The organism is Saccharothrix lopnurensis, assembly GCF_042658445.1.
In the GTDB taxonomy this organism is placed as follows: Bacteria; Actinomycetota; Actinomycetes; order Mycobacteriales; family Pseudonocardiaceae; genus Actinosynnema; species Actinosynnema lopnurensis.
Genome location: NZ_JBHSQO010000008.1, coordinates 138,959 through 165,350, shown reverse-complemented (window position 1 = coordinate 165,350; position 26,392 = coordinate 138,959). Strand labels below are relative to the sequence as shown.

Annotated in this window: 25 protein-coding genes and 1 pseudogene; 14 read left to right on the top strand and 12 right to left on the bottom strand. The window is 74.1% G+C overall.

What is annotated here, in order from left to right:
* Positions 1-15: 15 nt before the first annotated feature.
* The 6 genes from ACFP3R_RS10910 to ACFP3R_RS10885 form a co-directional block, all read right to left on the bottom strand.
* The gene (locus ACFP3R_RS10910) at positions 16-1,305 is read right to left on the bottom strand and encodes an SPFH domain-containing protein (RefSeq protein WP_380635171.1); all 1,290 of its coding nucleotides are present in this window, start codon (positions 1,303-1,305) and stop codon (positions 16-18) included.
* 16 nt (positions 1,306-1,321) lie between these two features.
* On the bottom strand, positions 1,322-1,750 hold the full coding sequence (locus ACFP3R_RS10905; RefSeq protein WP_380635169.1) for an NfeD family protein: 429 nt from the start codon (positions 1,748-1,750) through the stop codon (positions 1,322-1,324).
* 84 nt (positions 1,751-1,834) lie between these two features.
* Entirely contained in the window at positions 1,835-2,641 is an 807-nt protein-coding gene (locus ACFP3R_RS10900; protein WP_380635167.1) for a DUF3097 domain-containing protein, read from the bottom strand.
* 40 nt (positions 2,642-2,681) lie between these two features.
* On the bottom strand, positions 2,682-2,849 hold the full coding sequence (locus ACFP3R_RS10895) for a hypothetical protein (protein WP_380635166.1): 168 nt from the start codon (positions 2,847-2,849) through the stop codon (positions 2,682-2,684).
* Between the two features lie 100 nt (positions 2,850-2,949).
* Positions 2,950-3,744, bottom strand: coding sequence for an SCO1664 family protein (locus tag ACFP3R_RS10890; RefSeq protein ID WP_380635164.1), 795 nt, complete (start codon positions 3,742-3,744; stop codon positions 2,950-2,952).
* 7 nt (positions 3,745-3,751) lie between these two features.
* Entirely contained in the window at positions 3,752-4,318 is a 567-nt protein-coding gene (locus tag ACFP3R_RS10885; RefSeq protein WP_380635163.1) for a DUF3090 domain-containing protein, read from the bottom strand.
* A gap of 132 nt (positions 4,319-4,450) precedes the next feature.
* Here ACFP3R_RS10885 and ACFP3R_RS10880 point away from each other — a divergent pair, with 132 nt between their 5' ends.
* The 3 genes from ACFP3R_RS10880 (at position 4,451) to ACFP3R_RS10870 (ending at position 8,050) form a co-directional block, all read left to right on the top strand.
* Complete coding sequence (locus ACFP3R_RS10880; protein ID WP_380635162.1) at positions 4,451-6,406, top strand: S9 family peptidase; 1,956 nt, start codon at positions 4,451-4,453, stop codon at positions 6,404-6,406.
* 100 nt (positions 6,407-6,506) lie between these two features.
* Positions 6,507-7,370 carry a S66 peptidase family protein gene (locus ACFP3R_RS10875; RefSeq protein WP_380635161.1) on the top strand — a complete coding sequence of 288 codons (864 nt, stop codon included), beginning with the start codon at positions 6,507-6,509 and terminating at the stop codon, positions 7,368-7,370.
* Positions 7,367-8,050, top strand: a complete 684-nt coding sequence (locus ACFP3R_RS10870) for a dienelactone hydrolase family protein (protein ID WP_380635160.1) — start codon at positions 7,367-7,369, stop codon at positions 8,048-8,050. Before ACFP3R_RS10875 ends, ACFP3R_RS10870 begins: the two co-directional genes overlap by 4 nt.
* Positions 8,051-8,295: 245 nt before the next feature.
* Here the strand turns inward: ACFP3R_RS10870 and ACFP3R_RS10865 are convergent, their stop codons facing one another.
* A complete protein-coding gene (locus ACFP3R_RS10865) occupies positions 8,296-9,900 on the bottom strand; it encodes an outer membrane protein assembly factor BamB family protein (RefSeq protein WP_380635159.1) in 1,605 nt (534 codons plus the stop codon).
* A gap of 527 nt (positions 9,901-10,427) precedes the next feature.
* A complete protein-coding gene (locus tag ACFP3R_RS10860) occupies positions 10,428-11,000 on the bottom strand; it encodes an HSP18 transcriptional regulator (RefSeq protein ID WP_380635158.1) in 573 nt (190 codons plus the stop codon).
* 112 nt (positions 11,001-11,112) lie between these two features.
* On the opposite strand from ACFP3R_RS10860, the pseudogene ACFP3R_RS10855 reads away from it, so the two are divergent.
* Together ACFP3R_RS10855 and ACFP3R_RS10850 are read left to right on the top strand one after the other, a co-directional pair.
* A pseudogene (locus ACFP3R_RS10855) lies at positions 11,113-11,549 on the top strand (Hsp20/alpha crystallin family protein).
* A 318-nt stretch (positions 11,550-11,867) separates the two neighbouring features.
* The gene (locus ACFP3R_RS10850; RefSeq protein WP_380635156.1) at positions 11,868-12,392 is read left to right on the top strand and encodes a DUF6886 family protein; all 525 of its coding nucleotides are present in this window, start codon (positions 11,868-11,870) and stop codon (positions 12,390-12,392) included.
* Positions 12,393-12,461: 69 nt separating this feature from the next.
* Here the strand turns inward: ACFP3R_RS10850 and ACFP3R_RS10845 are convergent, their stop codons facing one another.
* Positions 12,462-13,289, bottom strand: a complete 828-nt coding sequence (locus ACFP3R_RS10845) for an NmrA family NAD(P)-binding protein (RefSeq protein WP_380635155.1) — start codon at positions 13,287-13,289, stop codon at positions 12,462-12,464.
* Between the two features lie 274 nt (positions 13,290-13,563).
* Between ACFP3R_RS10845 and ACFP3R_RS10840 the strand changes: the two genes are divergently transcribed.
* The 4 genes from ACFP3R_RS10840 to ACFP3R_RS10825 all read left to right on the top strand — a co-directional run bounded on the left by ACFP3R_RS10840 (position 13,564) and on the right by ACFP3R_RS10825 (position 17,973).
* Positions 13,564-14,220 carry an HAD family hydrolase gene (locus ACFP3R_RS10840; RefSeq protein ID WP_380635154.1) on the top strand — a complete coding sequence of 219 codons (657 nt, stop codon included), beginning with the start codon at positions 13,564-13,566 and terminating at the stop codon, positions 14,218-14,220.
* A complete protein-coding gene (locus ACFP3R_RS10835; protein ID WP_380635153.1) occupies positions 14,217-15,266 on the top strand; it encodes a phosphotransferase family protein in 1,050 nt (349 codons plus the stop codon). Before ACFP3R_RS10840 ends, ACFP3R_RS10835 begins: the two co-directional genes overlap by 4 nt.
* Positions 15,267-16,478 (top strand): acyl-CoA dehydrogenase family protein, encoded by a 1,212-nt coding sequence (locus ACFP3R_RS10830; RefSeq protein ID WP_380635151.1) that lies wholly within the window; start codon positions 15,267-15,269, stop codon positions 16,476-16,478.
* Positions 16,479-16,686: 208 nt separating this feature from the next.
* Positions 16,687-17,973, top strand: coding sequence for a M20/M25/M40 family metallo-hydrolase (locus ACFP3R_RS10825; RefSeq protein WP_380635150.1), 1,287 nt, complete (start codon positions 16,687-16,689; stop codon positions 17,971-17,973).
* Positions 17,974-17,993: 20 nt separating this feature from the next.
* On the opposite strand, the gene ACFP3R_RS10820 is transcribed toward ACFP3R_RS10825, so the two are convergent.
* Together ACFP3R_RS10820 and ACFP3R_RS10815 are read right to left on the bottom strand one after the other, a co-directional pair.
* Positions 17,994-18,422 (bottom strand): MarR family winged helix-turn-helix transcriptional regulator, encoded by a 429-nt coding sequence (locus ACFP3R_RS10820; RefSeq protein ID WP_380635148.1) that lies wholly within the window; start codon positions 18,420-18,422, stop codon positions 17,994-17,996.
* A gap of 28 nt (positions 18,423-18,450) precedes the next feature.
* On the bottom strand, positions 18,451-19,332 hold the full coding sequence (locus ACFP3R_RS10815; RefSeq protein ID WP_380635147.1) for a PucR family transcriptional regulator: 882 nt from the start codon (positions 19,330-19,332) through the stop codon (positions 18,451-18,453).
* A gap of 75 nt (positions 19,333-19,407) precedes the next feature.
* On the opposite strand from ACFP3R_RS10815, the gene ACFP3R_RS10810 reads away from it, so the two are divergent.
* From ACFP3R_RS10810 to ACFP3R_RS10795, 4 genes are all read left to right on the top strand, one after another.
* On the top strand, positions 19,408-20,733 hold the full coding sequence (locus tag ACFP3R_RS10810) for a serine hydroxymethyltransferase (protein ID WP_380635146.1): 1,326 nt from the start codon (positions 19,408-19,410) through the stop codon (positions 20,731-20,733).
* Positions 20,734-20,775: 42 nt separating this feature from the next.
* A complete protein-coding gene (locus tag ACFP3R_RS10805; protein WP_380635144.1) occupies positions 20,776-21,855 on the top strand; it encodes a winged helix DNA-binding domain-containing protein in 1,080 nt (359 codons plus the stop codon).
* Positions 21,856-21,930: 75 nt separating this feature from the next.
* A complete protein-coding gene (locus tag ACFP3R_RS10800) occupies positions 21,931-22,452 on the top strand; it encodes a TetR/AcrR family transcriptional regulator (RefSeq protein ID WP_380635142.1) in 522 nt (173 codons plus the stop codon).
* Positions 22,449-23,591: an FAD-dependent monooxygenase gene (locus tag ACFP3R_RS10795; protein WP_380635141.1), complete on the top strand. Its 1,143-nt coding sequence runs from the start codon at positions 22,449-22,451 to the stop codon at positions 23,589-23,591. The genes ACFP3R_RS10800 and ACFP3R_RS10795 overlap by 4 nt, the downstream gene beginning before the upstream one ends.
* A 155-nt stretch (positions 23,592-23,746) precedes the next feature.
* Here the strand turns inward: ACFP3R_RS10795 and ACFP3R_RS10790 are convergent, their stop codons facing one another.
* Positions 23,747-25,000: a tyrosine-type recombinase/integrase gene (locus tag ACFP3R_RS10790; protein ID WP_380635139.1), complete on the bottom strand. Its 1,254-nt coding sequence runs from the start codon at positions 24,998-25,000 to the stop codon at positions 23,747-23,749.
* Between the two features lie 146 nt (positions 25,001-25,146).
* On the opposite strand from ACFP3R_RS10790, the gene ACFP3R_RS10785 reads away from it, so the two are divergent.
* Positions 25,147-26,280, top strand: coding sequence for a coiled-coil domain-containing protein (locus ACFP3R_RS10785; RefSeq protein ID WP_380635138.1), 1,134 nt, complete (start codon positions 25,147-25,149; stop codon positions 26,278-26,280).
* The last annotated feature ends 112 nt before the right edge of the window (positions 26,281-26,392 follow it).

Genomic DNA, 26,392 nt, shown 5'->3' with positions numbered 1-26,392 from the left:
CCCGTGCGAGGAAGATCACTCCCGCGGTGGCTCCGACTCCGACGACGGCGGCGACGGCGACGGCGGACCGGACGGCTCCGCCGCCCCGCCCAGCTCCCGCGCCGAGGACCCACCCGACGCCAACGACCCCGGCGCCGCCGCACCCGCCGACAACGACCCCGCGCCCACACCCGCCGACCCCAGCGGCGCGGGCGCGGCCAGCGGACCCGGCACCTCCTTGCGGGCCACCGCCTCCGCCGCCCGCACCGCCTCGGCCACCGCCGGGTCCGGCGCCGTGTCGAACCACTCCGCCACCGACGCGTCGTCCTCCTCCGGCCTCGACACCGGCGGCTCCTCCTTCGACGGCTCGTAGCGGAACACACCGTCCTCGCCCGGCGTGCCCAGCATCCGCGCGAACCCCTCCAGCGCCTTGCCGTAGTCCGACGGCACCAGCCACACCTTGTTCGCGTCGCCCTGCGCCATCTGCGGCAGCGTCTGGAGGTACTGGTAGGCCAGCACCTCCGGCGTCGGCCGGCCCGCCTTGATCGCCGCGAACACCTTCTCGATCGCCTTCGCCTGACCCTGCGCCTGGAGGTACCGGGCCGCCCGCTCACCCTGCGCCCGCAGGATCCGCGACTGCCGCTCCGCCTCCGCCGCCAGGATCGCCGCCTGCTTGGCGCCCTCCGCGGACAGGATCTGCGACTGCTTCTGCCCCTCCGCGGTCTTGATCGCCGACTCCCGCTGACCCTCCGCGTTCAGGATCATCGCGCGCTTCTCCCGGTCCGCGCGCATCTGCTTCTCCATCGAGTCCTGGATCGACGGCGGCGGGTCGATCGCCTTGAGCTCCACCCGCGCCACCCGGATGCCCCACCGGCCCGTCGCCTCGTCCAGCACCCCGCGCAGCTGGTTGTTGATCTGGTCGCGGGAGGTCAGCGTCTCCTCCAGGCTCATCCCGCCCACCAGGTTGCGCAGCGTCGTGGTCGTCAGCTGCTCCACACCCACGATGTAGTTGGAGATCTCGTAGACCGCCGCCCGCGGATCGGTCACCTGGAAGTACACGACCGTGTCGATCGACACCGTCAGGTTGTCCTGCGTGATCACCGGCTGCGGCGGGAACGACACCACCTGCTCGCGCAGGTCGATGCGCGCCCGCACCCGGTCGAAGAACGGCACCAGGATGTTCAGGCCCGGCGCCGCGGTCGTGCGGTAGCGGCCCAGCCGCTCGATCACCGCGGCCGTGGCCTGCGGGATCACCAACACCGATTTCACCGTGACGATCAGGACGAACAACACCAGGACCGCGATGACGATCAACGTGGTGGTCATCGACTCCAGCCTCCGCTCAGGCCCCGGACAGCACCACCGCGGTCGCGCCCGAGATCTCCACAACAGTCACTTCCACGCCGGGCTCGATCACCCCGCGGTCCAACGACCGCGCCGACCACACCTCGCCGCCGATCCGCACCGTCCCGCCGTGCGCGTCCACCCGGGACACCACGACCGCGGTCGCGCCGGCCAGCGCCTCGATGCCCGACCGGTGCCCGGTGCCCAGCTCCATCCGGCGCTTGAGCGCCGGCCGCGCGCCCAGCACCAACCCCAACGACACCACACCGAACACCACCGCGCTGATCAGCACGGGCGCGCCCAGCCCCGCCGCACCCGCCGCGCCCAACGCGGCCACACCCAACATGACCAGCACGAAGTCACCCGACAGGACCTCGGCGGCCACCAGCAGGACACCGAGGATCAACCAGATCAACGACGCGGCCACCCCGCCATCCTCGCACCTCCGGGAAGCCCGCGGACGCCGACGGGCACACCCGGAGGTCGAGAATCGATCACGACCGGCCCGGTCTCACCCCGGTTCGGTGACGAAATCGATCAACCGCTCCACCGCGCCCAGCAGCGGCGTCTCCAGGTCCCGGAACCCCGACACCCCCGCCAGCACCCGACGCCACCCCTCCCACGGCTCGCCCCAGCCCAGCGCCGCGCACACCCCCTCCTTCCACGGCACCCCGCGCGGCACCCGAGGCCACTGCGCGATCCCCACCGACGACGGCTTCACCGCCTGCCACACATCCACGTACGGGTGACCGGTGACCAGCACGTGCTCGTCGCGCACCGCCGCCACCAGCCGCGACTCCTTGCTGCCCGCCACCAGGTGGTCCACCAGCACCCCCAGGCGCCGCCCCGGGCCGGTGCCGAACTCCGCGACCCGCCCGGCCAGCTCGTCGACCCCGTCCAGCGGCTCCACCACCACCCCCTCCACCCGCAGGTCGTGGCCCCACACCCGCTCCACCAGCTCCGCGTCGTGCACGCCCTCCACCCAGATGCGGCTGTCCCGGGCCGTGCGCGCCCGCAGTCCCTCCACCCGCACCGAACCCGACGCCGACCGCCGCGCCGCCGGGGTGGCGGCCGGCGCGGGACGCACCAGCGTCACCGGTGCCCCCTCCAGCAGGAACGCCGCCGGGCGCAGCGGGAACACCCGCTGCCGGGCGTGCCGGTCCTCCAGCACCACCCCGCCCGACTCGAACCGCACCACCGCGCCGCAGAACCCCGACGCCGGGTCCTCCAGCACCAGGCCGACCTCGGCCGCCACCTCCGGCACCACCCGACGCCTGCGCCCCGCCGTCACGTCCCGGCCGTAATCCTGTGATCGCACGCCGCGCGACGTTACCGCCACCGCGCCCCGCCCGCGGGGGTCAGGCCCGCCGCACCGCCGGGTGGTCGGGGTAGAACGCCGCGTACACCCGGCACCACGCCGCCAGCGACGGCAGCCCCGCCAGCCACGGGTCCACTCCCCCGCCGAAACGCCGCCGCATCCGCCGCGCCAGACCCCCGTCGTCCCCGCCCACCGGATTCGCTCCCACCGGATTCGCTCCCACCGGGTCCGCTCCCACCGGGTCCGCGCCGGTCATCAGCGGTCCAGCCGGAGGACGAACTCCTCCACGTCCCCGCCGACGACCGCGGTCAGAACGCCGGCCAGGGGATCGCCGGCCACTCGCCCGACGGCTCCGGGTACACCCCCGCCGCCAGCAGCTTGTCCACCCGCTCCGCCAACGCCCGCACCTCCGCGCGCGTCAGGTGCCCGTGCAGGTCCTCGCCCAGCCCGCCGTCCAGACCCGACCGCACCCGGCGCAGCGCCTCCACCGCCTCCGGCGGCAACGGCTCGCCCAACCAGCCCCACAGCACCGTGCGCAGCTTGTCCTCGGCGTGCAGGCAGATCCCGTGGTCCACCCCGTACACCCCGCCGTCGACCGCGTGCAGCACGTGCCCGCCCTTGCGGTCGGCGTTGTTGACCACCGCGTCGAACGCCGCCATCAACGCCATGCGCGGGTGGTCGGCGTGCACCAGCACCGCCGGCTCACCGAAGCGGTCGTGCGCCCGCAGCACCCCCCGCCACCCCGGCCGCACCTGCTCCTCGGCCACGATGTCGACCAGGTCGTCGTCCTCGCGGGTCTCCACCCACAGCTGCACCATGCCCGGCCCGAACGGACCCGGCCGCAGCACCGTCGGCGGCACCAGCCCCAGCCCCGACGCCTCCGACACCAGGAACGTCGCCACCTCGCGACCGGCCAGCGTGCCGTCGGGGAAGTCCCACAGCGGCCGCTCGCCCCGCACCGGCTTGTACACGCACTGCGCGGTCACCCCGTCCAGGGCGATCCGGCAGAACAGCGTCGTGTTGGAGGCGTCCACCAACCGGCCCTCGACCTCGACGCGACCGCGGGTCAGCAGGTCGAGGGCCCCCTCGTCGCCCGGCCGCACGCGCCGCTCAGCCCTCGTCCGAGCGCCGGTAGCCGTTCTGCCGCGGGCACACGTGCCCCTCCGGGTCCAGCGGCTCCGAGCACAGCGGGCACGGCTTGCGGCCCGCCTTGACCACCCGCTCCGCGCGCTCGGCGAACGCCCGCGCCTCCACCGGGCTCAGGAACACCCGGACCGCGTCCGGGCCCTCCTCGGTGTCGTCGAGCACGACCGCCTCGTCGACCTCCTCCTCGGTGATCGCGAGCAGCTCGATGACCACCGCGCTGGACTCGGCGTCCCAGCCCAGCCCCATCGTGCCGACCTTGAACTCCTCCTCGACCGGCACCTCCAGGGGTTCGGTGTCCCGGAGGTCCTCGGGGACGTCGTCGGGGACCTCCGCGCCGAACCGCCGCTGCACCTCCTCCAGGAGCGAGCCGATGCGCTCGGCGAGTACGGCGACCTGTTGCTTCTCCAGCGCCACGCTGACCAGCCGGGTCTCCTCGGAGACCTGGAGGTAGAACGTGCGCTCGCCAGGTTGCCCGACGGTCCCGGCGACGAACCGGTCGGGTTGGCGGAATACGTGGATGACGCGTGCCATGACAACGACGACCCTAGGCCACCCGGACAAGATCGGCAGCCCTGCCCCGGCTTTTCCGTCACGTCCCGCCCGACGGGACGCCCCGGACCCCGCCGGACGGCCTCGTCCGGGGTGTGCGGATAGGGTGCCGACGTGGTCGAGATCGCACCGTGCGGCACGTGGAGCTCACCCGTCGACGCGGCCCTCGCCGCCGCGGCCGGGGGCGGCGTGGACTGGGTCGACCTGCACCGGGGCCGGCCCTGGTGGACCGAGGGGCGCCCCGCCGAGGGCGGCCGGGTCGCGCTCGTGCGCGACGGCGAGGACCTGCTGCCGCCGCCGTGGAACGTGCGCAACCGCGTCCACGAGTACGGAGGACGACCCTGGGTGGTCCTCGACACACCCGGGGGCCCGCGGGTGGCCTTCACCCACTGGGACGACCAGCGGATCTACCTGTTCGACCCCGACGACCCCCGCCCCGACCCCCGTCCGGAGCCCCTCAGCCCCGAACCCGACCGCCCGCACGGCCTGCGCTACGCCGACCTCACCGCGGGCCCCGGCGGCCGGGAGGTGTGGCGCGTGCGCGAGACCGTCACCGGCCCGGCCCGCACCGACATCCGCCGCGAACTCGTCGCCCTGCCCCTCGACGGCTCCCCGACGCGGGTGCTGGCCGCCAGCCACCACTTCATGACCGGCCCGCGCCTGTCGCCCGACGGCCGCCGCTACGCCTGGATCGGCTGGGACCACCCCCGGATGCCCTGGGACGGCACCGAGCTGTGCGTGGCCGAGGTCGCACCGGACACCACCCCCGGCACCGACCCGCCGCGGCACCGCGTCCTGGCCGGCGGCCCCGCCGAGGCCGTCTGCCAGGTCGAGTGGGACGGCTCGGACCTGCTGGTCCTGACCGACCCCGACGGCTGGTGGAACCTGCACCGCGTGGACCTCCACGGGCACGCGGTCAACCTCGCCCCCGTCCGGCGGGAACTGGGCGGCCCCCTCTGGCGGCTGGGCAACCGCTGGTTCGCCACCATCGGCGGCGGCCGCCACGCCGTGCTCGCCGCCGGGCGACTGGCCGTGCTCGACGAACGCGGCCGCACCGTCACCGACGTCGACGTGGACCTGCCCGTCTGGCACGGGCAGCTGGCCGTGCACGACGGCGTGGTCGTCGGCTCCGCCGCCGGACCGCACACCGGGACCGCCGTGGTGTCGCTGGACCTGTCCACCGGCGAGCTGACCACCCACACCGGAGGCCACGACCGGCCCGCCGGGCTCGACGCCTACCTGCCCACCCCCCGGACGCGCGTGTTCACCGGCCCCCACGGAGAGGTCCCCGCCCACGTCTACCCGCCCCACAACCCCGACTTCACCCACCCCGGGGACGAGCGGCCCCCGTACCTGGTGCACGTCCACGGCGGCCCCACCGGCCGCCACCTGCCCGTGCTCGACCTCGACATCGCCTACTTCACCAGCCGCGGCATCGGCGTCGTCGCGGTCGACTACGGCGGCTCCACCGGCCACGGCCGCGCGTTCCGCGAACGGCTGCGCGAGCAGTGGGGCGTCGTCGACGTCGACGACTGCGCCGCCGTGGCCAGGGCCCTGGCCGACGAGGGCACCGCCGACAGCCGGCGCCTGGCCATCCGCGGCGGCAGCGCCGGCGGCTTCACCTCCGCGGCCTCCCTGACCTCGGTCGACACCTACCGGTGCGGCATGGTCGCCTTCCCCATCCTCGACCTGGCCGGCTGGACCGGCGACGGCGGCGAGACCCACGACTTCGAGTCCCGGTACGTCACCGGCCTGGTCGGTCCCTGGCCGCAGACCGCCGACCGCTACACCGAGCGGTCCCCGGCCCACCGCGTCGACCGGCTGGCCGGACCCGTGCTGCTGCTCCAGGGCCTGGAGGACGAGATCTGCCCGCCCGACCAGGCCGACCGCTTCGCCGCCGCCCTCGACGGCACCGGCGTCCCGCACGCCTACCTCACCTTCGAGGGCGAGCAGCACGGGTTCCGCAAGGCCACCACGATCATCGCCGCGCTGGAGGCCGAGCTGTCGTTCTACGGCCAGGTCTTCGGCTTCACCCCGCCCGGGGTGCCGGTGCTGGACCTGCGCCGATGACCCACCCGGCACGCCACCCCGACCGGAGGGCCGGGCACGCGGCCACCGCACGACGCTCCCCCGCGGGCACCGCCTCCGGCGCGGGCGCGGCGGGGAGCCCGTGACGCCGACCGGCGGCCCACCCCTGCTGCACCCCGGCGACCGCGTGGTCGTCATCAGCCCCGCCGGCCCCGTGACGCCGGCGCTGCTGGAAGCGGGCGTGGCGTGCCTGCGCACCTGGGACCTCGACGTCCAGGTCGCCCCCGAAGCCCGGACCACCCACCCCACCCTGCCCTACCTCGCCGGCCACGACGCCGACCGCGCCCGCAGCCTGCACCGGGCCTGGACCGACCCGGACGTGGCCGGCGTGCTGTGCGCCCGCGGCGGCTACGGCAGCGCGCGCCTGGCCGACCTGCTCGACTCGACCGCCCTGTCGGCCCACCGCAAGGTCTTCCTCGGCTCCAGCGACACCACCGTCCTGCACGACCTGTTCCGGCAGGCGGGCGTCCCCACCTGGTTCGGCCCGATGATCGCCACCACCGCCTTCGTCGAGGACACCGCCGCCCGCGACCACCTGCGCCGCGCCCTGTTCACCGGCGTGACCTCCTACCGGGGAACGGGCCTGGTGCCCGGAACCGCCCGCGGCACCGCCGTCGGCGGCACCCTCACCCTCCTGGGCGACCCGCCGCCACCGGACGGGGCGATCGTGCTGCTCGAAGACGTCAACGAGGAGCCCTACCGCGTCGACCGGATGCTGACCGGCCTGCTGCGCGCCGGCTGGTTCGCCCCCGTCGCCGGGATCGTCCTGGGCTCCTGGACCGGCTGCGGGGACCTCGCGCCCGTGATCAACGACCGCCTCGCCGGCCTGGGCGTGCCCGTGGTCGCCGACACCCCGTTCGGGCACTGCGCCGGGCAGCTCACCCTGCCGCTGGGTGTGTCGGTGGAGATCGACGGCGACACCGGTGTGGTAACCGTAGGCCCGTGAAGATCGACGTAGCCGACGGGACGTTCGACGCCCCCGTCCGGGAACCCGCCTCCGGCACCGGCACCGGCCCCGGCATCGTGCTGGTCCAGGAGATCTTCGGCCTGGACGACTACCTCACCTCCGTGGCCGCCGACCTCGCCGCCCTCGGCTACGTCGTCGCCGTGCCCGAGCTGTTCTGGCGCGTGGCGCCCGGCTGGTCCTCGGGCCACGACGAGGCCGGCGTCACCGCCTCGATGGAGGTCGCCGGCCGCTTCGACCTCGCCCTCGGCGTGTCCGACGCCATCGCCACCCTGCGCCGCCTGCGCACCCGCACCGGCCGCGCCGGCATCCTCGGCTTCTGCCTCGGCGGCTCCATCGCCTACGAGGTGGCCGCGACCGCCGACCCCGACACCGCCGTGTCCTTCTACGGCTCAGGCGTGCCCGACCGCCTCGACCAGGCCGGACGCATCACCTGCCCGATCCAGTTCCACTTCGGCGGCCGAGACCCCTACATCCCGCGCCCGGCCGTGCAGCGGGTCGTCGACGCCGTCACCGCACTGCCCAACGCCGAGATCCACGTCCAGGAAGAAGCCGGGCACGCCTTCCACAACAACGTCGCCCCGCAGTTCCACAACCCGGAAGCCGCGGCCGCCGCGTGGGAGCTGACCACCCGCTTCCTGGCCCGCACCCTGCCCACCTGACGCTGTCCGCCTGCCCCCGGCCCACCTCACGCGGCCCACCTCACGCGGCCCACCTCACGCGGCCCACCTCACGCGGCCCACCTCACGCGGCCCGTGTCGGTCGGCCCGTGTCGGTCGGCCCGTGTCGGTCGGCCCGCGTCGGTCGGCCCGCGTCGGTCGGCCCGCGTCGGTCGGCCCGCGTCGGTCGGCCCGCGTCGGTCGCTGGCCGCATGGCCGCGACCGACACCAGGCCCCCACCGGCGCGCTCACCGACCAAAGGCCAGCAGCACGTCACCACCGTCCGGGTTCGGGTACTCCGGCGAGTACCCGGCCTGCACGTACACCATCCCGTCGGCCACCACGGTGCCCCCGCCGCCACCGGAGATCGCGCCACCCCGACCGGGCAGCCCGTTGACACCCGTGAAGTCGCGCACCGTGTCGTAGGTCCACAGCACCCGACCGTTCCGCGCCGAGTACGCCCGCAGCTTCCCGTCGTTGGACCCCTCCCACACCAGACCGGGACTGCTGGTCACCGCCGGCCCGTGACCCAGCGTGCACACCTCCGGATGGGCGGCCGCACCACCGGTGGTGCACCCGTCCGCCGGGTTGGGCGTCTCCCACAACACCCGACCGGTCGCCGGGTCCAGCGCGAACAACGTGCCCGGGAAGGCGAAGTAGGTCGCCACGTAGAGCCGCCGCCCGTCGAAGCTGGAGCCCCACTGGATCCCGCCGATCCCGCCACTGGGCCACGGCACACCCAGCTGCCGCCGCCACACCACCTCACCGGTGGCCGCGTCGAACGCGTGGTAGACGCCCAGTTTCTGCCCGACACCCACCAGCCTGCGCCCACCCGCGGTGAACAGGTTCGGCGTCGCCCCGATGTCGTAGTCCAGCGCCGAACCGTCCTGCAACCCCGGGCAGAACCCCGACGGGTCGGGGCTGTTGCACAACCCCCGCCACGTGTCGGCCTCGGTCACCTGGTTGCGCCACTTCACCGCCCCGGTCCGGTGGTCCAGCGCCAACAGCGTGTCGAAGTCACCCGCGCTGCCGGTGTAGTTCTGACCCGTGCCCACGTAGACCGTGCCGCTGCGCGGGTCGACCACGGGCGAACTCCACACCCCCGCCCCGGACGGCTCGTAGCGCGTCGCCCCGCTGGGCCACGTGCCCACCGCCTGCGGCTCGGGCACCGTGTAGTGCCGCCACACCAGCTCACCGGTGCGCGCGTCGAGCGCGTCGATGTGCCCGCGGAACGTGCAGCACGGGTAGTTCGGGTCGTCGGTCGACCCGTCCGCGCTGTTGTTCGCGTTCTCCCCGCTCGACGTGCCGACGTAGACCTTCCCGTCGTGCACGATCGGCGAACTGGTCACCGTCGCCGCCGGGTGCGCGTCGACCTGCTCGGCCCACACCACCCGCCCTGTGCGCTGGTCCAGCGAGTACACGTACCCCCGCAGGTCACCGAAGTACACCCGCCCGCCGGACACCGACGGGCTGTCCCACACGATCGCCGGCCGCGCACCCGGCGCCACCCCGGACAGGTCCGTCGTCCACCGCTCCGCCCCGGTCCGCGCGTCCCGGGCGTAGAACTTGCCGTCCGGTCCGCCGAAGAACATCGTCCCGTCGACCACTGCGGGCTGGCTGCGCACCGGCGCCGCCGACCGCGGGAACGCGAACGCCCACTTCAACGTCAACCCGCCCACGTTGTGCGGGGTGATCCGCCACTCGCCCGCCGCGTACCGCGACCCGGCCGCATCCCTCGACCACGTCGCCCAGTCACCGGACCGGTACGGCGAAGCCGAACCGGCGCCCGCACCCAGCAACACGACCGACGAGGCGACCGCGACCACCGCGACGACCCGTTTCCGCACCGCCATCCCATCTCCCCCTGCCGTTGGTGGAAAGCACCTCCACCGTGGCAGCAGGACGAAACCGCCACGACAGGCGAAAGGACCGGATCCCCCGGAAGAAGGTTGACCCCGACTCAGCCGATCAGTTGATTCACCTCCGCTCCCGAACAACTAGCCTTCCCACACCACCGGCCTTCCCACACCACCGGCCTTCCCGCACCGGTTGGTCTTCACACACCGGTTGGTCTTCCCCTGCCGGCGGAAGCCCCGCACCGGCCCGCTTCCTCCTCGCCGGATGGCCTTCTGCTGGGAGCCCCGCCCCGGCAGCAGCCGTGAGCGCCGGTACCAGCACCCAAGGCCACCCCCTCACGGGACTCCCGGCCTCCACTCCCTCACCACCCCTGAGCAGGAGCGAGCACCGCCGCCACCGGACACCCCGGACGTCCGACAATCGATCTCCGACACCTCCTGCCATGCTCTCGGCCGTGCTGTCGTCGGGCTTCTGCGGCTCATGACCTCACGGGTGCCGGACGGGACCGGTGTCGACACCCGCGTCAGCCAAGGTCATCGCGCGGACCCTTGTTGTACCGCAGTTCCTGGATGTCGCGTCGCACCTCCTCCGTCCGGTCGCTCACCGACTGGATCTCCGCGGCCAACTCGGGGTTGACCGTCCGGATCTTGGACAGGGCGTCCACCAGCGGACCGATCAACGCGACGGCGTCGTCCTCCGCCAGCGCGTTCCGCACCACCACGTCCACCCGACTCGCCTGACCGGCCAGGCTCCGCAGCACCGCGGCGTTGTCGCGCGCCCACTGCGACACCGCGCGGTCACCCGCCCGCTTGTCCCGCTCGGCACGCACCCTGCCCTCGGCGGTCGAACCCAGTTCCGAGGGGCGCAACCTCAGGTACCGGCGTTCGGCGGCCTGCCGACTGGCCACCCCGAGCGCGGGCGCCAACTCGGCCCAACTGGCACCCAGCCCGCGTGCCGCGGCGATCAACTGGGGCTCCCACCCGGACAGCTCCTCGCGCAGCCGCCGCAGCAGGACCAGCGCGGACAGCACCTGCCCCGCACTGAGGTCCTCGCCGGTGGCCGCCGCCCGGACGGTCTCGTAATCGTTGATCGCCATGACGTCAACATACCGATGACATCGGGGGTTGTCAACGTGTTGACGACGTGGTAGAAATGGTGGCGCAGCGCATTGACCTCAACAGACGACCACTTGATCAGGAGGTGTTCCCATGTTGATGCGCGCCGACCCCTTCCGGGAGCTGGACAGGCTGGCGCAGCAGTTCTTCACCGGACCGGGTACCTGGTCGCGGCCGACGCCCATGCCGATGGACGCCTACCGCGCCGGGGACGAGTTCGTGGTGGAGTTCGACCTGCCCGGTGTCGCGGCCGACGCGATCGACCTGGACGTGGAGCGCAACGTCCTGACCGTGAAGGCCGAGCGGCGACCGAGCCGGACGGGCGACGGGGTCGAGATGCAGGTCTCCGAGCGGCCGCTGGGCGTGTTCTCGCGCCAGCTGTTCCTCGGCGACACCCTCGACGCCGACCGCATCAAGGCCGACTACGACTCCGGGGTGCTGACCCTGCGCATCCCGATCGCGGAGAAGGCAAGCCGCGCAAGATCACCATCAGCGGCACCGACAACGAGCCCAGGCAGATCAACGCCTGACGGATCGACGCCCGAGCGGATCACCACCCGGTTCACCACCCGATCGAGCGGTTCGCGCCGGTCACGGACCAGGCCGGCCCGGCGGGCTCGGACGCTCCCGGACCTTGTCCGCGGAGTCGGTTCGGTGCCTCGTCCACAAAACTGGCGGGGTCGCCGGAGCCGGCGGAGTCGACGGGTCGCCGGGATCGGTGGAGTCGGCGATCGGGTCGGGGATTTGCCGGTCGAACCCGGGGGTTGGTGGACCCCGGGGGTTGGCGGTGGGTCGGTGGCGGAAAACCGGTTCGCACCCCACCGGGGTTTCCGCCACCATCGCCGACCGTGCGACCGGTGCCGGGAGAGGTGCTGCACTTCTCCGAAGACCCGACCATCACCCGCTTCAACCCGCACGTGGCGGCGACCGCGCGGCAGCCCGACGCCTACGTCTGGGCCGTCGACCACGGACGGGCGCCCGACTACTGGTTCCCGCGCCAGTGCCCCCGGGCGATGGCCTGGGCGGAGGCGACCACCGACGCCGACGACCGGGCCTGGCTGGGGTCGCCACGGGTGCACGCCATCGAGTACGGGTGGTTGCGCCGGGTGCAGACCGCGCGGTTGTACGCCTACCGGTTCGACGCCGGACCGTTCCGGCCGATCGGGGACCCGCCTCACGCGCACGTCGCCACCGAGGCGGTCGAACCGCTCGGAGCGCCCGAACCGGTCGGTGACCTGTTGGCCCTGCACGAGGAGGCCGGTATCGAGTTGCGGGTGGTGGCCGATCTGTGGCCGTTCTGGCGGCGGGTCACGGCGAGCACGCTCGGGTTCAGCGGCATCCGGTTGCGCAACGCCGCCCGGGAGCCGGGCTGACCCGGTGAGGGCGGTCGAGGAAGGGCGAACGAGACGCGATGGGGTCCCACGCGTGGATCGAGGATCGGATCAGGTGAAGTCGGCGACGTGGTCGCGGGCCCACCGGTCGAACGTCAGACCGGGGCGGCCCAGGACCTCTTCCACGTCCGGTGACACCCAGCTGTTGCCGTCGGGGTGGCGGCCCATCTCCAGGAACCACTCCACGACCTCGGGCTCGTGGACCTCGCCCCACAGCTCGCGGGCCTGGTCCGGGGTCAGTTCGTCGAAGCGCAGCTCGCGCCCGATCGCCTCGCCGATCATGCGCACCGCGTCGCGCCGCAGCACCGGCTGCGGGCCCGTGGGCTGGTAGGTCCGTCCGGCGTGCCCGTCGGTCAGCAGCGCCTCGACGACCACCGCGGCGATGTCGTCCTCGTGTACCAGCGTGCTGCGCCAGTTCCCGAACGGGGCGCGCACCACGCCCTCCGCGCGGATCGACGGCGCCCACTCCCGGGTGTTGGCCATGAACTCGCCGGGGAACAGGTGCGTCCACTCCAGGTCCGAGGACTCGATGGCCCGGCGCAGCACCCGGTGCCAGGACTCCAGCGGATCGTCGTCGGAGCGGCTCGGGTCGTCGTGCCCCAGGTGCGTCAGGCGGCGCACCCCGGCCTCAGCCAGCGTGTCGACGATCGCCGGGCCGTCGCCCTCCATCGCCACCAGGTGCACCCGCTCCACCCCGCGCAACGCCGGCACCAGCGACGCAGGATTGGTGAAGTCGCCCGCCACCACCTCGACCCCGGCGGGCAGGCGGGCGGCGGGCGGGTTCCTCGTCAGGGCGCGCACCGGGTGGCCGGCGGCGAGCAGCCTGCGGATCACGTAGGCACCCACGGTGCCGGTCGCACCGGTGACCAGGATCGGCATCATTTCCTCCGGGCATGGCGAACAAGCCCTGGTGAGGGGCTTGATCAACGAATTCGGGCGGACCCGGACGAGGGTGGCGGAGGAAATGCCCCACTGTCAAACGCGAACACCGCGTTCATGTTCGGTTGCCGCACCACAAAAAGGACCGGGGGATTTCACCGGACCGGAGTGCGGAACGGCGACGAGGAAGACGAGGAAGCGGTGGTTCGGCCGTGGACGGGGTGGGTGCCGCACACCGCTTGCTGACATACCGACCGGTCGGTACCCTTCCGACGTGGACGAACGGAGCGCGGGCGAACGGCGCATCGACGCGGTGGTGCTGGACTGGGGCGGGGTGCTCACGGTCTCCGTTCCCGACTTCATCGAGCAATGGCTGACCGCCGACAACATCGACCGGGCCCGCTACGGCGTGACCATGCGCGGCTGGATGGGCCGTGACGCCGCCCCGGGCAACCCCGTGTTCCGGCTGGAGACCGGGGAGCTGTCCGTCGCGGAGTTCGAGGCGCTGCTGGCCGCCGAGCTGATCACCCTCGACGGTCGTGAGGTCGCCGCCAAGGGCCTGCTGCGCCGCATGTTCGGCAGCGCCGACCCCGACCCCAAGATGGTCGACCTGGTCCGCGAGCTGCGCGCCGACGGCCTGACCACCGTGCTGCTGTCCAACAGCTGGGGCGAGGGCTACCCCGAGGACCTGCTGCTGGAGCTGTTCGACACCATCGTGATCAGCGGCCGCATCGGTCTGCGCAAGCCCGACCCGCGCATCTTCGAGCACACCCTCGACCTGCTCGGCCTGCCCGCCGACCGGTGCGTGTTCTTCGACGACGCGCCGGTCAACGTCGAGGCTGCCCGGACCGTCGGCCTGCACGCCCACCGCCACACCGACGCCGACACCACGTGCGCGGTGATCGATCGGCTCAGGGGAGCCCGCGCATGACCGAACCGCACGCCACCCAGCCGAACACCGCCAAGCCGAACACCGCCGACCTGCCCGGCCTGGACCTCGACCGCCTCGCCGACCGGCTGGGCACCGGCCCGCTGTCCGGCGAGCTGATCCCCGGCGGCCGCTCCAACCTCACCTACCGCGTCACCGACGGCGAGCAGCGCTGGGTGCTGCGCCGCCCGCCGCTGGGCCACGTGCTGGCTACCGCCCACGACATGGCCCGCGAGCACCGCGTCATCTCCGCCCTGGCCGACACCGCTGTGCCCGTCCCGCGCGCCGAGCTGCTGTGCACCGACACCGAGGTCCTCGGCGCGCCGTTCTACCTGATGGAAGAGGTACCGGGCGTGGCGCTGCGGCACCGCGACCAGTGCCCCTGGCTCACCCCGCAGCACGCCGCGACCCTGTCCGACCGGCTGGTCGACGTGCTGGCCGACCTGCACGCGGTCGACCCGCACGAGGTCGGCCTGGCCGACTTCGGCCGCCCCGAGGGGTTCCTGCACCGCCAGGTCGCCCGCTGGGGCAAGCAGCTGGAGTCCTCCCGCAGCCGCGAGCTGCCCGGCATCGACGAGCTGCGCGACCGCCTGGCCGCCACCGTCCCGGTCACCCGGCGCACCACGATCGTGCACGGCGACTACCGCCTGGACAACGTCCTGGTCACCACCGACCCGCTCGACATCAGCGCGGTGCTGGACTGGGAGATGGCCACCCTGGGCGACCCGCTGGCCGACCTGGGCCTGCTGTGCGTGTACTGGACCGGCGTGGGCGTGCCGGACGACCCGATCACCGGCACCGTGCCCACCCTGCCCGGGTTCGCGAGCGCCGAGGACATGGTGCGCCGCTACGCCGAGCGCAGCGGCGCCGACGTCGACGACCTGGGCTGGTACACCGCGTTCGGCTACTTCAAGCTCGCCGTCATCCTTGAGGGCATCCACTTCCGCTTCACCCGCGGCCAGACCGTGGGCGCGGGTTTCGACCAGATCGGCCGACTAACCCTGCCGCTGGTCCGGCAGGGACTCGCCGCGAGCGCAGGGGAGCGCTGAATGGACTTCGCCTACGACGCCACGACCGAACAACTGCGCGAGCGGCTGCTGCGGTTCATGGACGAGCACGTCTACCCGGCCGAACCCGTCGCCCAGCGGCAACTGGCCGAGGCCGCCGCCCCGTGGGCACGGCCCGCGGTCCTCCGGGAGCTCAAGGCCGAGGCCCGCCGCCAGGGCCTGTGGAACCTGTTCCTGCCCGACGCCGAGCACGGCGCCGGGCTGACCAACCTCCAGTACGCGCCGCTGGCCGAGATCACCGGCCGCAGCCCGCACCTCGCCCCCGAGGCGCTCAACTGCGCCGCCCCGGACACCGGGAACATGGAGGTGCTGGCGATGTTCGGCACCGACGAGCAGAAGCGGCGGTGGCTGCGCCCGCTGCTGGACGGCGAGATCCGCTCGGCGTTCTGCATGACCGAACCCGAGGTCGCCTCCTCCGACGCCACCAACATCGCCACCCGCGTCGAGCGCGACGGCGACTCCTACGTGGTCAACGGCCGCAAGTGGTGGTCCTCCGGCGCGATGAACCCCGACTGCGCGATCTTCATCGTGATGGGCAAGACCGACCCCGACGCCGAGCGGCACCGCCAGCAGGCCATGGTCCTGGTCCCGCGCGACACCCCGGGCGTGCGCGTCGAGCGCGGCATGCACGTGTTCGGCTACACCGACGCCTCCCACGGCGGCCACGCCGAGATCGTGTTCGACGACGTCCGCGTGCCCGCCGGCAACCTCATCGCCGGCGAGGGCGAGGGCTTCGCGATCGCCCAGGCCCGCCTCGGCCCGGGGCGCATCCACCACTGCATGAGGCTGATCGGCATCGCCGAACGCGCGCTGGAGCTGATGTGCCGCCGCGCGGTCGCCCGCGTCGCCTTCGGCAAGCCCATCGCCCGCCAGGGCGTGGTGCAGGAGTGGATCGCCGAGTCCCGGGTGCGCATCGAGCAGGCCCGGCTGCTCGTGCTCAAGACCGCGTGGCTGATGGACACCGTCGGCAACAAGGGCGCGCACACCGAGATCCAGGCCATCAAGATCGCCACCCCGCTGATGACGGAGTGGGTGCTGGACAAGGCCATCCAGGCGCACGGCGCGGGCGGGGTCAGCCAGGACTTCCCGCTGGCCGAGCTGTGGGCGGCGGCGCGCACCCTGCGGCTGGCCGACGGTCCCGACGAGGTGCACCGCATGTCGCTGGCCAAGCGGGAGCTCAAGCGCTACCTGTGACCACCTCCGGCGGGGATGACCGCCGATCCACCCGCCCCGCCGCGGGTCGGTGCGGCGACTGCCGGACGCGCTGTGAACGGGCAACACCTGTGTGTACCACCACGTGAGGAAGCGACGAAGCCCGGGTACGTTGAGGAAATGCGAAGGATCTTGACCGCGAAAGACGGGGTGAGGCACGCCGGGCGACCCGACGCGGCGGGAGGTGGCCGTGGCTGAGGACGTCGTCGACCTGTGCGCCGCCCTGCTGCGGTTCGACACCACCAACTACGGCCGCGGTGAGGCCGCGGGCGAGCGGGAGGCCGCGGAGTTCGTCGCCGGTCACCTGGAGACCGTCGGGGTGCCCGCCACCCTGCTCGAACCCGCGCCGCGGCGCGCCAACGTGCTCGCCCGCGTGCCCGGCGCCGACCCCGACCTGCCCGCCCTGCTCGTGCAGGCCCACCTCGACGTGGTGCCCGCCGACCCCGGCGAGTGGAGCGTGCCGCCCTTCGGCGGCGTCGAACGCGACGGCTACCTGTGGGGCCGCGGCGCGGTGGACATGAAGGACATGGTCGCCATGGTGCTGTCCGTGCTCGGCGCCTGGTCCCGGGAGGGCCGCCGCCCGCGCCGCGACGTCGTGCTGGCCTTCGTCGCCGACGAGGAGGACCAGGGCGCGTGCGGCGCGCACTGGCTGGTCGAGCACCACCCCGACTTCTTCGCCGGCTGCGCCACCGCCATCAGCGAGTCCGGCGGCTTCTCCCACCACGTCGGACCGCACCGCGTCTACCCCATCGGCACCGCCGAGCGCGGCACCTCCCACCTGCGGCTGACCGCCACCGGGCGCGCCGGGCACGGGTCGCGCCGCAACGACGACAACGCCGTGCTCAAGCTGATCGCCGCGCTGGGCCGCGTCGCCGCCCTGGAGCACCCCGTGCGGCTCACCCCGTCGGTGCGGGCGTTCATCGAGCAGGTCGCCGCCACCCTGGGCGTGCCGGTCGACTGGGACGACGTGGACGCCACCGTCGCCCGGTTCGGGGCCGCCGCGAAGCTGGTGGAGAACACCGTGCGCAACAGCACCACCCCCACCGTCCTCCAGGCCGGGTACAAGGTCAACGTCGTGCCGGGCGTGGCCACCGCCGAGGTCGACGTGCGCACCCTGCCCGGCACCGTGGAGGAACTCCTGGCCGCGGTCGACGCCGCGCTGGGCCCGGACGTGCGGCGCGAGTTCCTCAACCACCAGCCGCCCGTGCAGGCCCCCGTGGACTCCCCCGCCTTCGCCGCCATGGCCGCGGCGCTGCGCGCGGAGGACCCCGAAGCCGTGGTCGTGCCCTACTGCATGGGCGGCGGCACCGACGCCAAAGCCTTCAGCAAGCTCGGCATCGACTGCTACGGCTTCGCGCCGCTGTCCCTGCCGGAGGGGTTCGACTACCGCGCCATGCCCCACGGCGTGGACGAGCGCGTGCCCGTGGAGGGCCTGCACTTCGGCGCCCGCGTGCTCGACCGGTTCATGTCCTCCTGAACCGAAAGGCGGGACCGGGGTCACGGATGGGGTTCGGTGAGCTCCCCCAGCCTGGTCAACGCGTCGCGCAGCGCGGCCATCCGCCGCGCGCCCAGGTGCGCGGTCCACTCCCGCTCCACCTCCGCGATCGCGGCCGACCCGGCCGACGACCCCGCCAGCCCGCGCTCGGCCACCCGGATCAGCCGGGCGCGGGCGTCGGTGGGGTCGGACGTGCGCTCCACGTAGCCCGCCCGCTCCAGCTGGTCGACCAGGAACCCCGCCGTCGGCCGGGCCACCTGCGCGGCCCGCGCCAACTCGGCCAGCCGTGAGCCGTCGCGGCCGATGCGCCGGAACACCCGCGCCTGCGCGGGCGTCACGTCGTCGAACCCGGCCTCGGCCAGCGCGGCGAACACCCGGTCCTCCAGCTCGCGGTGCGGCAGGAACAGCAGCACGCCCAGGTCGTCAGGCACGTCACTCCTCGGCGTCGAAGTGATCACCCTATCGCGGGACGTCGGTCGGCCGGGACGCGTCCGACCCCCACGTCCGGCGCGCCAACCGGGCCATCTTCAACGCCAGGTGCAGCTCCAGCCGCACCCGCCCGTCGGCCAGGTCGCGGCCGGTCAGCTCCGCGATGCGGCCCAGCCGGTAGTACAGGCTCGTGCGGTGCAGGTGCAGCCGCCCGGCGGTCGCGCGGGCGTCGCACCCGGAGTCCAGGTAGGTCTCCAGCGTGCGCAGCTGCACCTCCGACAACCCCGCCAGCACCTCCTCCGGCGCGGCGCCCAGCAGCAACCGGTAGGCGCCCAGCTCGGCGAACCCCACCCGGTCGGGCAGCGCCGGGTCCAGCCGCGCCAGCTCCGCCGCCGCCAACGCCTGCCGGTACGCCTCGCCCGCGCGCTCGGGCGGGTGCGGGTCGCTGACCCCGACGTGACCGGGCAGGGACGGCAGCGGCTCGCCCACCGCCACCGTGCGCACCGCGCGCGGCTCCAATGCCACCACCACCCGCACCGGCGAGCGCTCCCCGGCGGGCACCTGCGCGGCCAGCGCGGGCAACCGCCCGGCCAGGTCCACCACCGGCGGCCCGCCCAGCACCCACAGGTAGCCCACCAGCACGCCCTGGTGCCGCAGCGGGTAGCCCACCCGCTCGTGGAACCCCAGCTCCGCGTTGGCCGGGACCGGCACCGGGCCGGTCGCGGTGCCCACCCCGTGCAGCTCCTGCCACGCCGCCACGTCCGCCGGCACCCGCCGGGTCAGGATCGCCCGCACCCGGGCCGGGTCCACCTCGTCGGTCTGCGCGCTGTGCGCGACCACCCGCCCGGCCACGTCGTCCACCGACACGCCGCGGCCCAGCTCACGGGACAGCTCGTCGAGCAGCTCCTGCATTCCGACAACTGTAGGAACAACTCCCTGCGCCCGACGGTCGCCCCAGCGGCGGCGGACGCCCTACCGTTCCGCACCGTGACGAACAGCAGGATCGCACCCTGGGCCTCGCCGCGGGCGCGGCAACGGCTCGCCGAGGTCGAAGCGGCCGTCTCCGCCGACCTGAGCGCCGCCGGTGTCGCCGACACCGTCCGCAAGGCCCTCGACGCCCACGCCGCCCGGTTCGACGACGACGGGATCGTGCTCTACGCGGGCACCAACGTGCTCAGCCCCGCCGCCGCGGCCGCGGGCTCCGTCCCGGTGTCCAGCCGGCCCAGCATGGGCTGGCCCGGCGAGAAGTACCAGGTGGGCCTGGACCACCTGGACACCCTGGAGGTGCTCGCCCCGATGCTGGTCGCCTCCCTGGTGGAGGCCAACTTCGCGGAGGTGCGGCTGCCCAGCGCCACCCTGGCCAACCTCGCCGTCTACACCGCCTTCGCCCGCGCCGGCGACAAGATCGCCGTGCTGCCCGAGTTCGCGGGCGGCCACGCCAGCCACCACGCCCAGGGCGTGCCCGCGATCCGCGGCCTGACCGTGGTCGACCTGCCCTACCTGCCCGACGAACTGGACCTCGACTACGGCAGGCTGCCCGGCTTCCTGCGCGTGCACCGGCCCCGGATCGTGGTGATCGGCGCGAGCCTGATGCTGTTCCCGCACGACGTGGCCGCGGTGCGCGCCGCCTGCGACGAGGTCGGCGCGGTCCTGGTCTACGACGCCTCCCACATGGCCGGCCTGGTCGCGGGCAGGGTCTTCCAGCGCCCCCTGCACGAGGGCGCGCACCTGATGACCTTCTCCACCTACAAGTCCTTCGGCGGCCCCTCCGGCGGCTGCGTCGCCACCCGCGACCCCGACCTGGCCGAACGCGTCTCCACCGTCGTCTACCCCGGGATGCTGGCCAACTACGACGCCGGCCGCCTGGGCGCGCTCGCCGTCACCGCCGCCGAACTGGCCGAGCACGGCGCCGGGTACGCGCGGGCGTGCGTGGCCAACGCGCGGGCGCTCGGCGCGGCGCTGTTCGACCGCGGCTTCGACGTGGCCCGCCACGACGGGGAGTTCACCCGCTCCCACCACGTGGCCGTCGACGCCCTGACGCTCGGCGGCGGCGAGGCGGCCGCGGAGCTGCTCGGCGAGGCGGGCGTCTACCTGTCCGGCATCTGCCTGCCCTGGCAGCGCATCGACGAGGGCCTGCGCGGCCTGCGCATCGGCACCCAGGAGATCACCCGGCGCGGGTTCACCCCCGACGACCAGCCCGCGATCGCCGACCTGCTGCGGCGCGCCCTGATCGCCCGGGAAGCGCCCGAGCGGGTGCGCGCCGACGCCGTCGCCCTGCGCCGGGAGGTCAACGCGCGCGCCACCCGGCATTGATCGAGGACCGAACCTGTCCTGAATGGGGGTTAGCCTGATCAGGTGATCACGGAACGCGTACTGACCAGGCGGGCGCTGAACCGGTCCACCCTGCACCGGCAGCTGCTGCTGGAGCGGGCGGACCTCCCGGCCCTCGACGTGGTCGGGCACCTGGTCGGGATGCAGGCCCAGGAACCCTTCTCGCCCTACTACGGCCTGTGGTCCCGGATCCGGTCGTTCGAGCCCGCCGAGCTGGTCGACCTGCTCACCGGTCGCCACGTGGTGCGCGCGACGCTGCACCGCGCCACCATCCACCTGGTCACCGCCTCCGACCACGGCCTGCTGGAACCGCTGCTGCGGCCGTTCCTGCACCGCCGGTTCGCCTCCTCGCCGTTCCGCGCCGCCGTCGCGGGCGCCGAGCACGAGGAGTTCGCGGCCGTGGCCACCGGGCTGCTGGAGCGGCCGCGCACCCGCCGCGAGCTGGGCGACCTGCTGGCCGGGCACCGGCCCGGCCGCGACCCCGCCTCGCTCGGCTACGCCGCCACCACCCTCGTGCCCACCGTGCAGGTGCCGCCGCGCGCCCTGTGGGGGCGGTCCGGCGCGGCGCGGTGGACCGCCGCGACCACCTGGCTCGGCCCCGCCGGCCCCGCCGCGCCGGTCGAGGACCTGGTGCGCCGCTACCTCGCCGCGTTCGGCCCCGCCTCGGTCCGCGACCTGCGCACCTGGATCGGGATGACCCGCCTCGCGCCCGTGGTCGAGGCCATGGACCTGCGCGTGTTCGCCGACGAGCACGGCCGCGTGCTCTACGACGTGCCCGACGGGCCCCTGCCCGACCCCGACGTGCCCGCGCCCGCGCGGTTCCTGCCCGAGTTCGACAACCTGCTGCTGGGCCACCACGACCGCACCCGCGTCATCTCCGACGAGGACTACCGGCGCGGGATCGTCGTGGGCGGCCGCCCGACCCTGCTGGTCGACGGCTTCGTGCACGGCACCTGGCGGATCACCGGCACCGGCCTGGAGATCCGGGTGTTCCGGCCGCTGAGCCGGGCGCAGGAGGCCGACGTCGAGGCCGAGGGCGAGCGGCTGCTGCGCTTCGCCGGGTCCGCCGGCGAGGTGGTGCTGGTCCCCACGGCCACGCGGTGACGAGCCGGTCGTCCCGGAGGCCGCCGTCCGGGCCGCCCCCGACCGCTTTGGACGATCGTCCAGTACAGTCGTCCAATGACGGTGCGACAACGGCTGCTGCACGCGGCCACGGAACTCATCGCGGAAAAGGGCTGGGGCGCGGTCAGCACGCGGGTACTGGCCGAACGCGCGGGCGTCGGCTCCGGGGTGGTGCACTACCACTTCGACTCGTTGCCCGCGGTGCTGGTGGAGGCCGCGGTGGGCGCGCTGCGCACCGCCCTGGCCGGACTGCCCGGGGTGCTGGACACCGCGACCACGCCCCGGCAGATGCTGACCGCGCTGCTGGACGCCCTGGACGGGCACAGCGGCCAGGAGCTGTTCGTCGAGACCATCCTCGCCGCCACCCGCGACGACGAGCTGCGCGAAGCCGTGCGAGAGGTGCTGGTCGAGTTCCGCGCCGAGCTGACCACCCGGCTGGTCCGGCACGGCGTGCCCGCGCCCGCGGACACCGCGGCCGTGCTCGCCGCCGCCGTGGACGGGGTGCTGCTGCACCGCGCCCTGTCCCCCGACCTGTCCGTCGACGTGGTCGTGTCGGTGCTGGGCAGGGCGCTGCGGTGAGGGTCCTGATCAGCGGCGCCGGCATCGCCGGCCTGGCCCTGGCCCACCGGCTGGGCACCCTCGGCCACGACGTCGTGATCCTCGAACAGGCGCCCGCGCCCCGCACCGCCGGGTACATGATCGACTTCTTCGGACCCGGCTACGACGCCGCCGAGCGGATGGGCGTGCTGCCCCGGCTGCGCGAGCTGGGGTACCGGGTCACCGAGGCCGCCTACCTCGACGACCGCGGCCGCCGGGTCGCCGGGCTGGACTTCGACCGGGTCGCCCGCGCCGTGGACGGGCGGCTGCTGAGCATCATGCGACCCGACGTCGAACGCGCGTTCCGCGAGGACCTGCCCCCGGCGGTCGAGCTGCGGTTCGCCGCCCGCGTCGTCGGCGTCGAGCAGGACGACGACGGGGTCACCGCGCGGCTGGCCGACGGCACGAGCGCCACCGGGGACCTGCTGGTCGGCGCCGACGGCGTGCACTCGGCGGTGCGGCGGCTGGTGTTCGGCGACGGTCACCTGCGCCACCTCGGGTTCCACACCGCCGCGTTCGTGTTCGACGACCCGCACGTCCACGAACTGGTGCGCGACCGCTTCTGCCTCACCGACACCGTGGGCCGCCAGGTCGGGTTCTACGGGCTGCGCGACGGGCGGGTGGCCGCGTTCACCGTGCACCGCACGTCCTCGCCGGAGCTGCCCGAGGACCCGCGCGCGGCGGTGCTGAAGACCTACGGATCGCTGGGCTGGGTGGTGCCGCGGGCGTTGGCGCGCTGCCCCGAGGAGATCTACTACGACCAGGTCGCCCAGGTGGAGCTGCCGCGCTGGTCGTCCGGGCGGGTGGTGCTGGTGGGCGACGCGTGCGGGGCGGTGTCGTTGCTGGCCGGTCAGGGCGCGTCGCTGGGCATCGGCGGCGCGTGGGTGCTGGCCGCGACCCTGGACGACCCCGCCACCCGCGACTTCACCGCCTACGAGCGCACCTGGCGACCGGTGGTGGAGGACCGGCAGCGGGTGGCCAGGTCGGGGGCCCGGTGGTTCCTGCCCGCCTCGTCGCGACGGCTGCGTGCCCGGCGCATCGCGATGCGGCTGTCGCACCTGCCCGGCGTGGACCGGCTCGTCACCACCGGCCTGGTCGGCAAACCGGTGTCCCTCGCCTGATCCTCCGGCGTGCCGACGGGCCGGGTGGACCCCGTTCACCGCCGTGAGCCTGCTCCGCCCACCCGGTGCCGATCGGGCTGTGACCCCCGATCGGCACCGCCCGGAAAGCCCCGTCGGGACTGATCCACTCCACCTGATCCCATGGCCGAGTTTCGTCACGGTGACGATCTAGCGGTGCCCTCCGCGTCCTCCGTCGCGAGCAGGGCGCGTCCCACCAGGTCGGCGGCGCTGCGGGCGGGATCGCGGGCGGCGTGGTTGTAGACCTGCTCGGTGGTGTCGAGGCTGCTGTGGCCGACGTCGGCCTGCACGTGCACCATCTCCGCCCCCGCCTCGACGGCGGTGGTGACGTAGAAGTGGCGCAGCGCGTGCGGGTGCATGGCGTCGGCGACGTCGCGCAACGTGCCGCCCGCCGAGCCGGCGGTGCGCCGCAGCAGCTGCCACAGAGCCTGGCGCTGGTAGCGGTTGCCGGTGCGGGTGGTCAGCAGGGGCTGGGACCGCCACGCGGCCTGACCCTGCGACCGGACCACCTCGGTGCTGCGGCTGTCCCGGTGGTGCAGGTAGTCCATCAGGGCGTTGTCGGCGAGTTCGTGCAGGTAGACGATGCGGATCTTGCCGCCCTTGCCGGTCACGCGCAGCGCGCGACGACCTCGGGTGACGTGCAGGTCGGCGCGGTCGAGGCCGCAGATCTCACTGACCCGCAGCCCGAGGGTGAACAGGGCGACGACCGCCCCCGCACGTGTGGTGTCGACCGGCCCGGCCCCGCGCCGGGGCGCCACCGCCGCCGCGTAGAGGGCCTGGACCTGGCGGATGGTGAGGGTGACGGTGCTGGTGGTGCTGTCACGGGCGACGACCAGCCCGAGCCGGCGCCGGTCCAGCGCCGCCGGGTTGCCGGCGGCCAGCCCGACGTCGGCGAGGTGGGTGTAGAGCGCCTTGACCGTGGCCAGCATGCGGTCCCGGGTGGTCACCGCCGCGCCCTCGCCGGACAGCCGGGCGAGCCAGGTCTTCACGTCGGTCGAGCGGGCCCGCAGCGGGTCCAGGCCCTGGTGGGCGCACCAGCGGAACCAGTGCAGGTGCCGCAACCGGCCGCGCGGCGCGGGCGGCGGCAACCGGCGTTGCCCGCTCACGGGTTGCAGGGACAGGCCCAGCGCGGTGGCGTACCTCAGGACGGCGTGCGCCCAGGCCGGGTCGTCGTGCCCGACCCACTCGCGGACGTCGGCGGCGCCGACCGGCAGGCCGAGCCCCTCGGCGTAGGTGCGGCGCGTCCCGGCGTTGCCGTAGGCGCCCAGCCACTCGGCGATCTCCCCCAGCAGCCCGGCGGGGTCCACCACCCCCGGCCAGGGGCCCTCCAGGGGCCACCCGGTTTTTCGGGCGTCGATCCGGTCGTCCGCCACCCGCTCGATGTCACTCACGGTGCTTCCAAGCCTGCCTCTGCGTAGCCGTATCCGTCAGCCACTAGCTTAGCTACAAAAGCCTCCTTCTGTAGCTGAGTTATGTTGAAGTTATTTATCTCCAACCCCAAGTTGCAGATTTCTCAACCTATTACTAGGGTTGGCCCATGACCTCAGCTCCGGAGAGGACTGCGCTGTGCGCCTTCGGCCGCTGCCGCGCCCCTCTCCCCCCGCCCGGCCCCCGGGGCGGCCGCCCGTTCGAGTACTGCCCCGAGCGCGACTGGCCCGGCGGCCACACCTGCAAGCAACTGGCGGGGGCCGAGGTCGCGCTGACCGAGGCACTGGGGAAGACCCCCTCACCCCACCTCTCCGGAGCGGCGAGCGTCTTCGTCGACGCGGCCGACCGCGTCCTGGAACCGATGACCGCGCTCACCACCGCCCTGCGGGAACTGCGCACCTCCACCGCGACCGAACTGGCCACCGCCGCCGAACAGGTCGAGCAGGCCAGGACCGAGGCCGTGCGCGAACGCGAGCTGCGTGAGACGGCGACCCGGCGAGCCGATCAGGCCGAGCAGGACAGGGTCACCGCCGAGACCGCCCGGGACACGGCCCTGGCGGACGCGCGCACCGCCCGCGAGGAGCACGCCGAGGCACTGCGCGCCCGCGAGGAGGCCGGCGCCGCACAGCGCAGGGCCGAAGCGGAGCAGCGCGCGGCCGAGCTGGAACTGGCGCGCGTCACCGCCGAACGCGACGCCGCCCACCGGCAGGCCGAGCAGGCGGCCGTCACCGCCACCGCCACGGTCGCCGCCATCACCGCCGCCGCCGACCAGCGCGTCCAGGCGGCCACCACCGCCGAGACCGCCGCCCGCGAGCAGGCCGCCGAACTGCGCGCGGAGCTCAAGGCGCTGCGCACCCAGCTCGCCGAACGGGACCACCGGCTCCAGGCCGCCGAACAGGCGGTCGAGCGCCTGCGCGCCGAGACCGAGCAGCGGATCGAACGCGTCACGACGGATGCCGAACGCCGAGTCGAGCGGGCCCGCGCCGACACCGCCGAACTCCGCGCCGGGCACGACGCGCGCATGGCCGAACTGGGCGCCCAGACCGAGCGCGCCGACCGCCTGGGCCGCGACCGCGACCACCACCGGGCGCTGCTCGACCGCATCTCCGAGGCCGTCGGGCGGTTCCGCGACACCCGCGACGACACCTCCGCCGGGCAGGTGGACGCCGTGCTGGACACCATCGTCGGCCTCACGCGCGACCGGGGCGACACCCCGGGCGAACCATCACAGGAGGGTGCCTGACGACACTCGCGCAGGGCGGCAGCGCCATGTTCCGCGCGGCGGCTTTCAGCCCTGGTGCGCGTGGATGCCGTTCAGGGCCAGGGTCAGCAGGCGCTCGGCCGGGTCGCCGGCC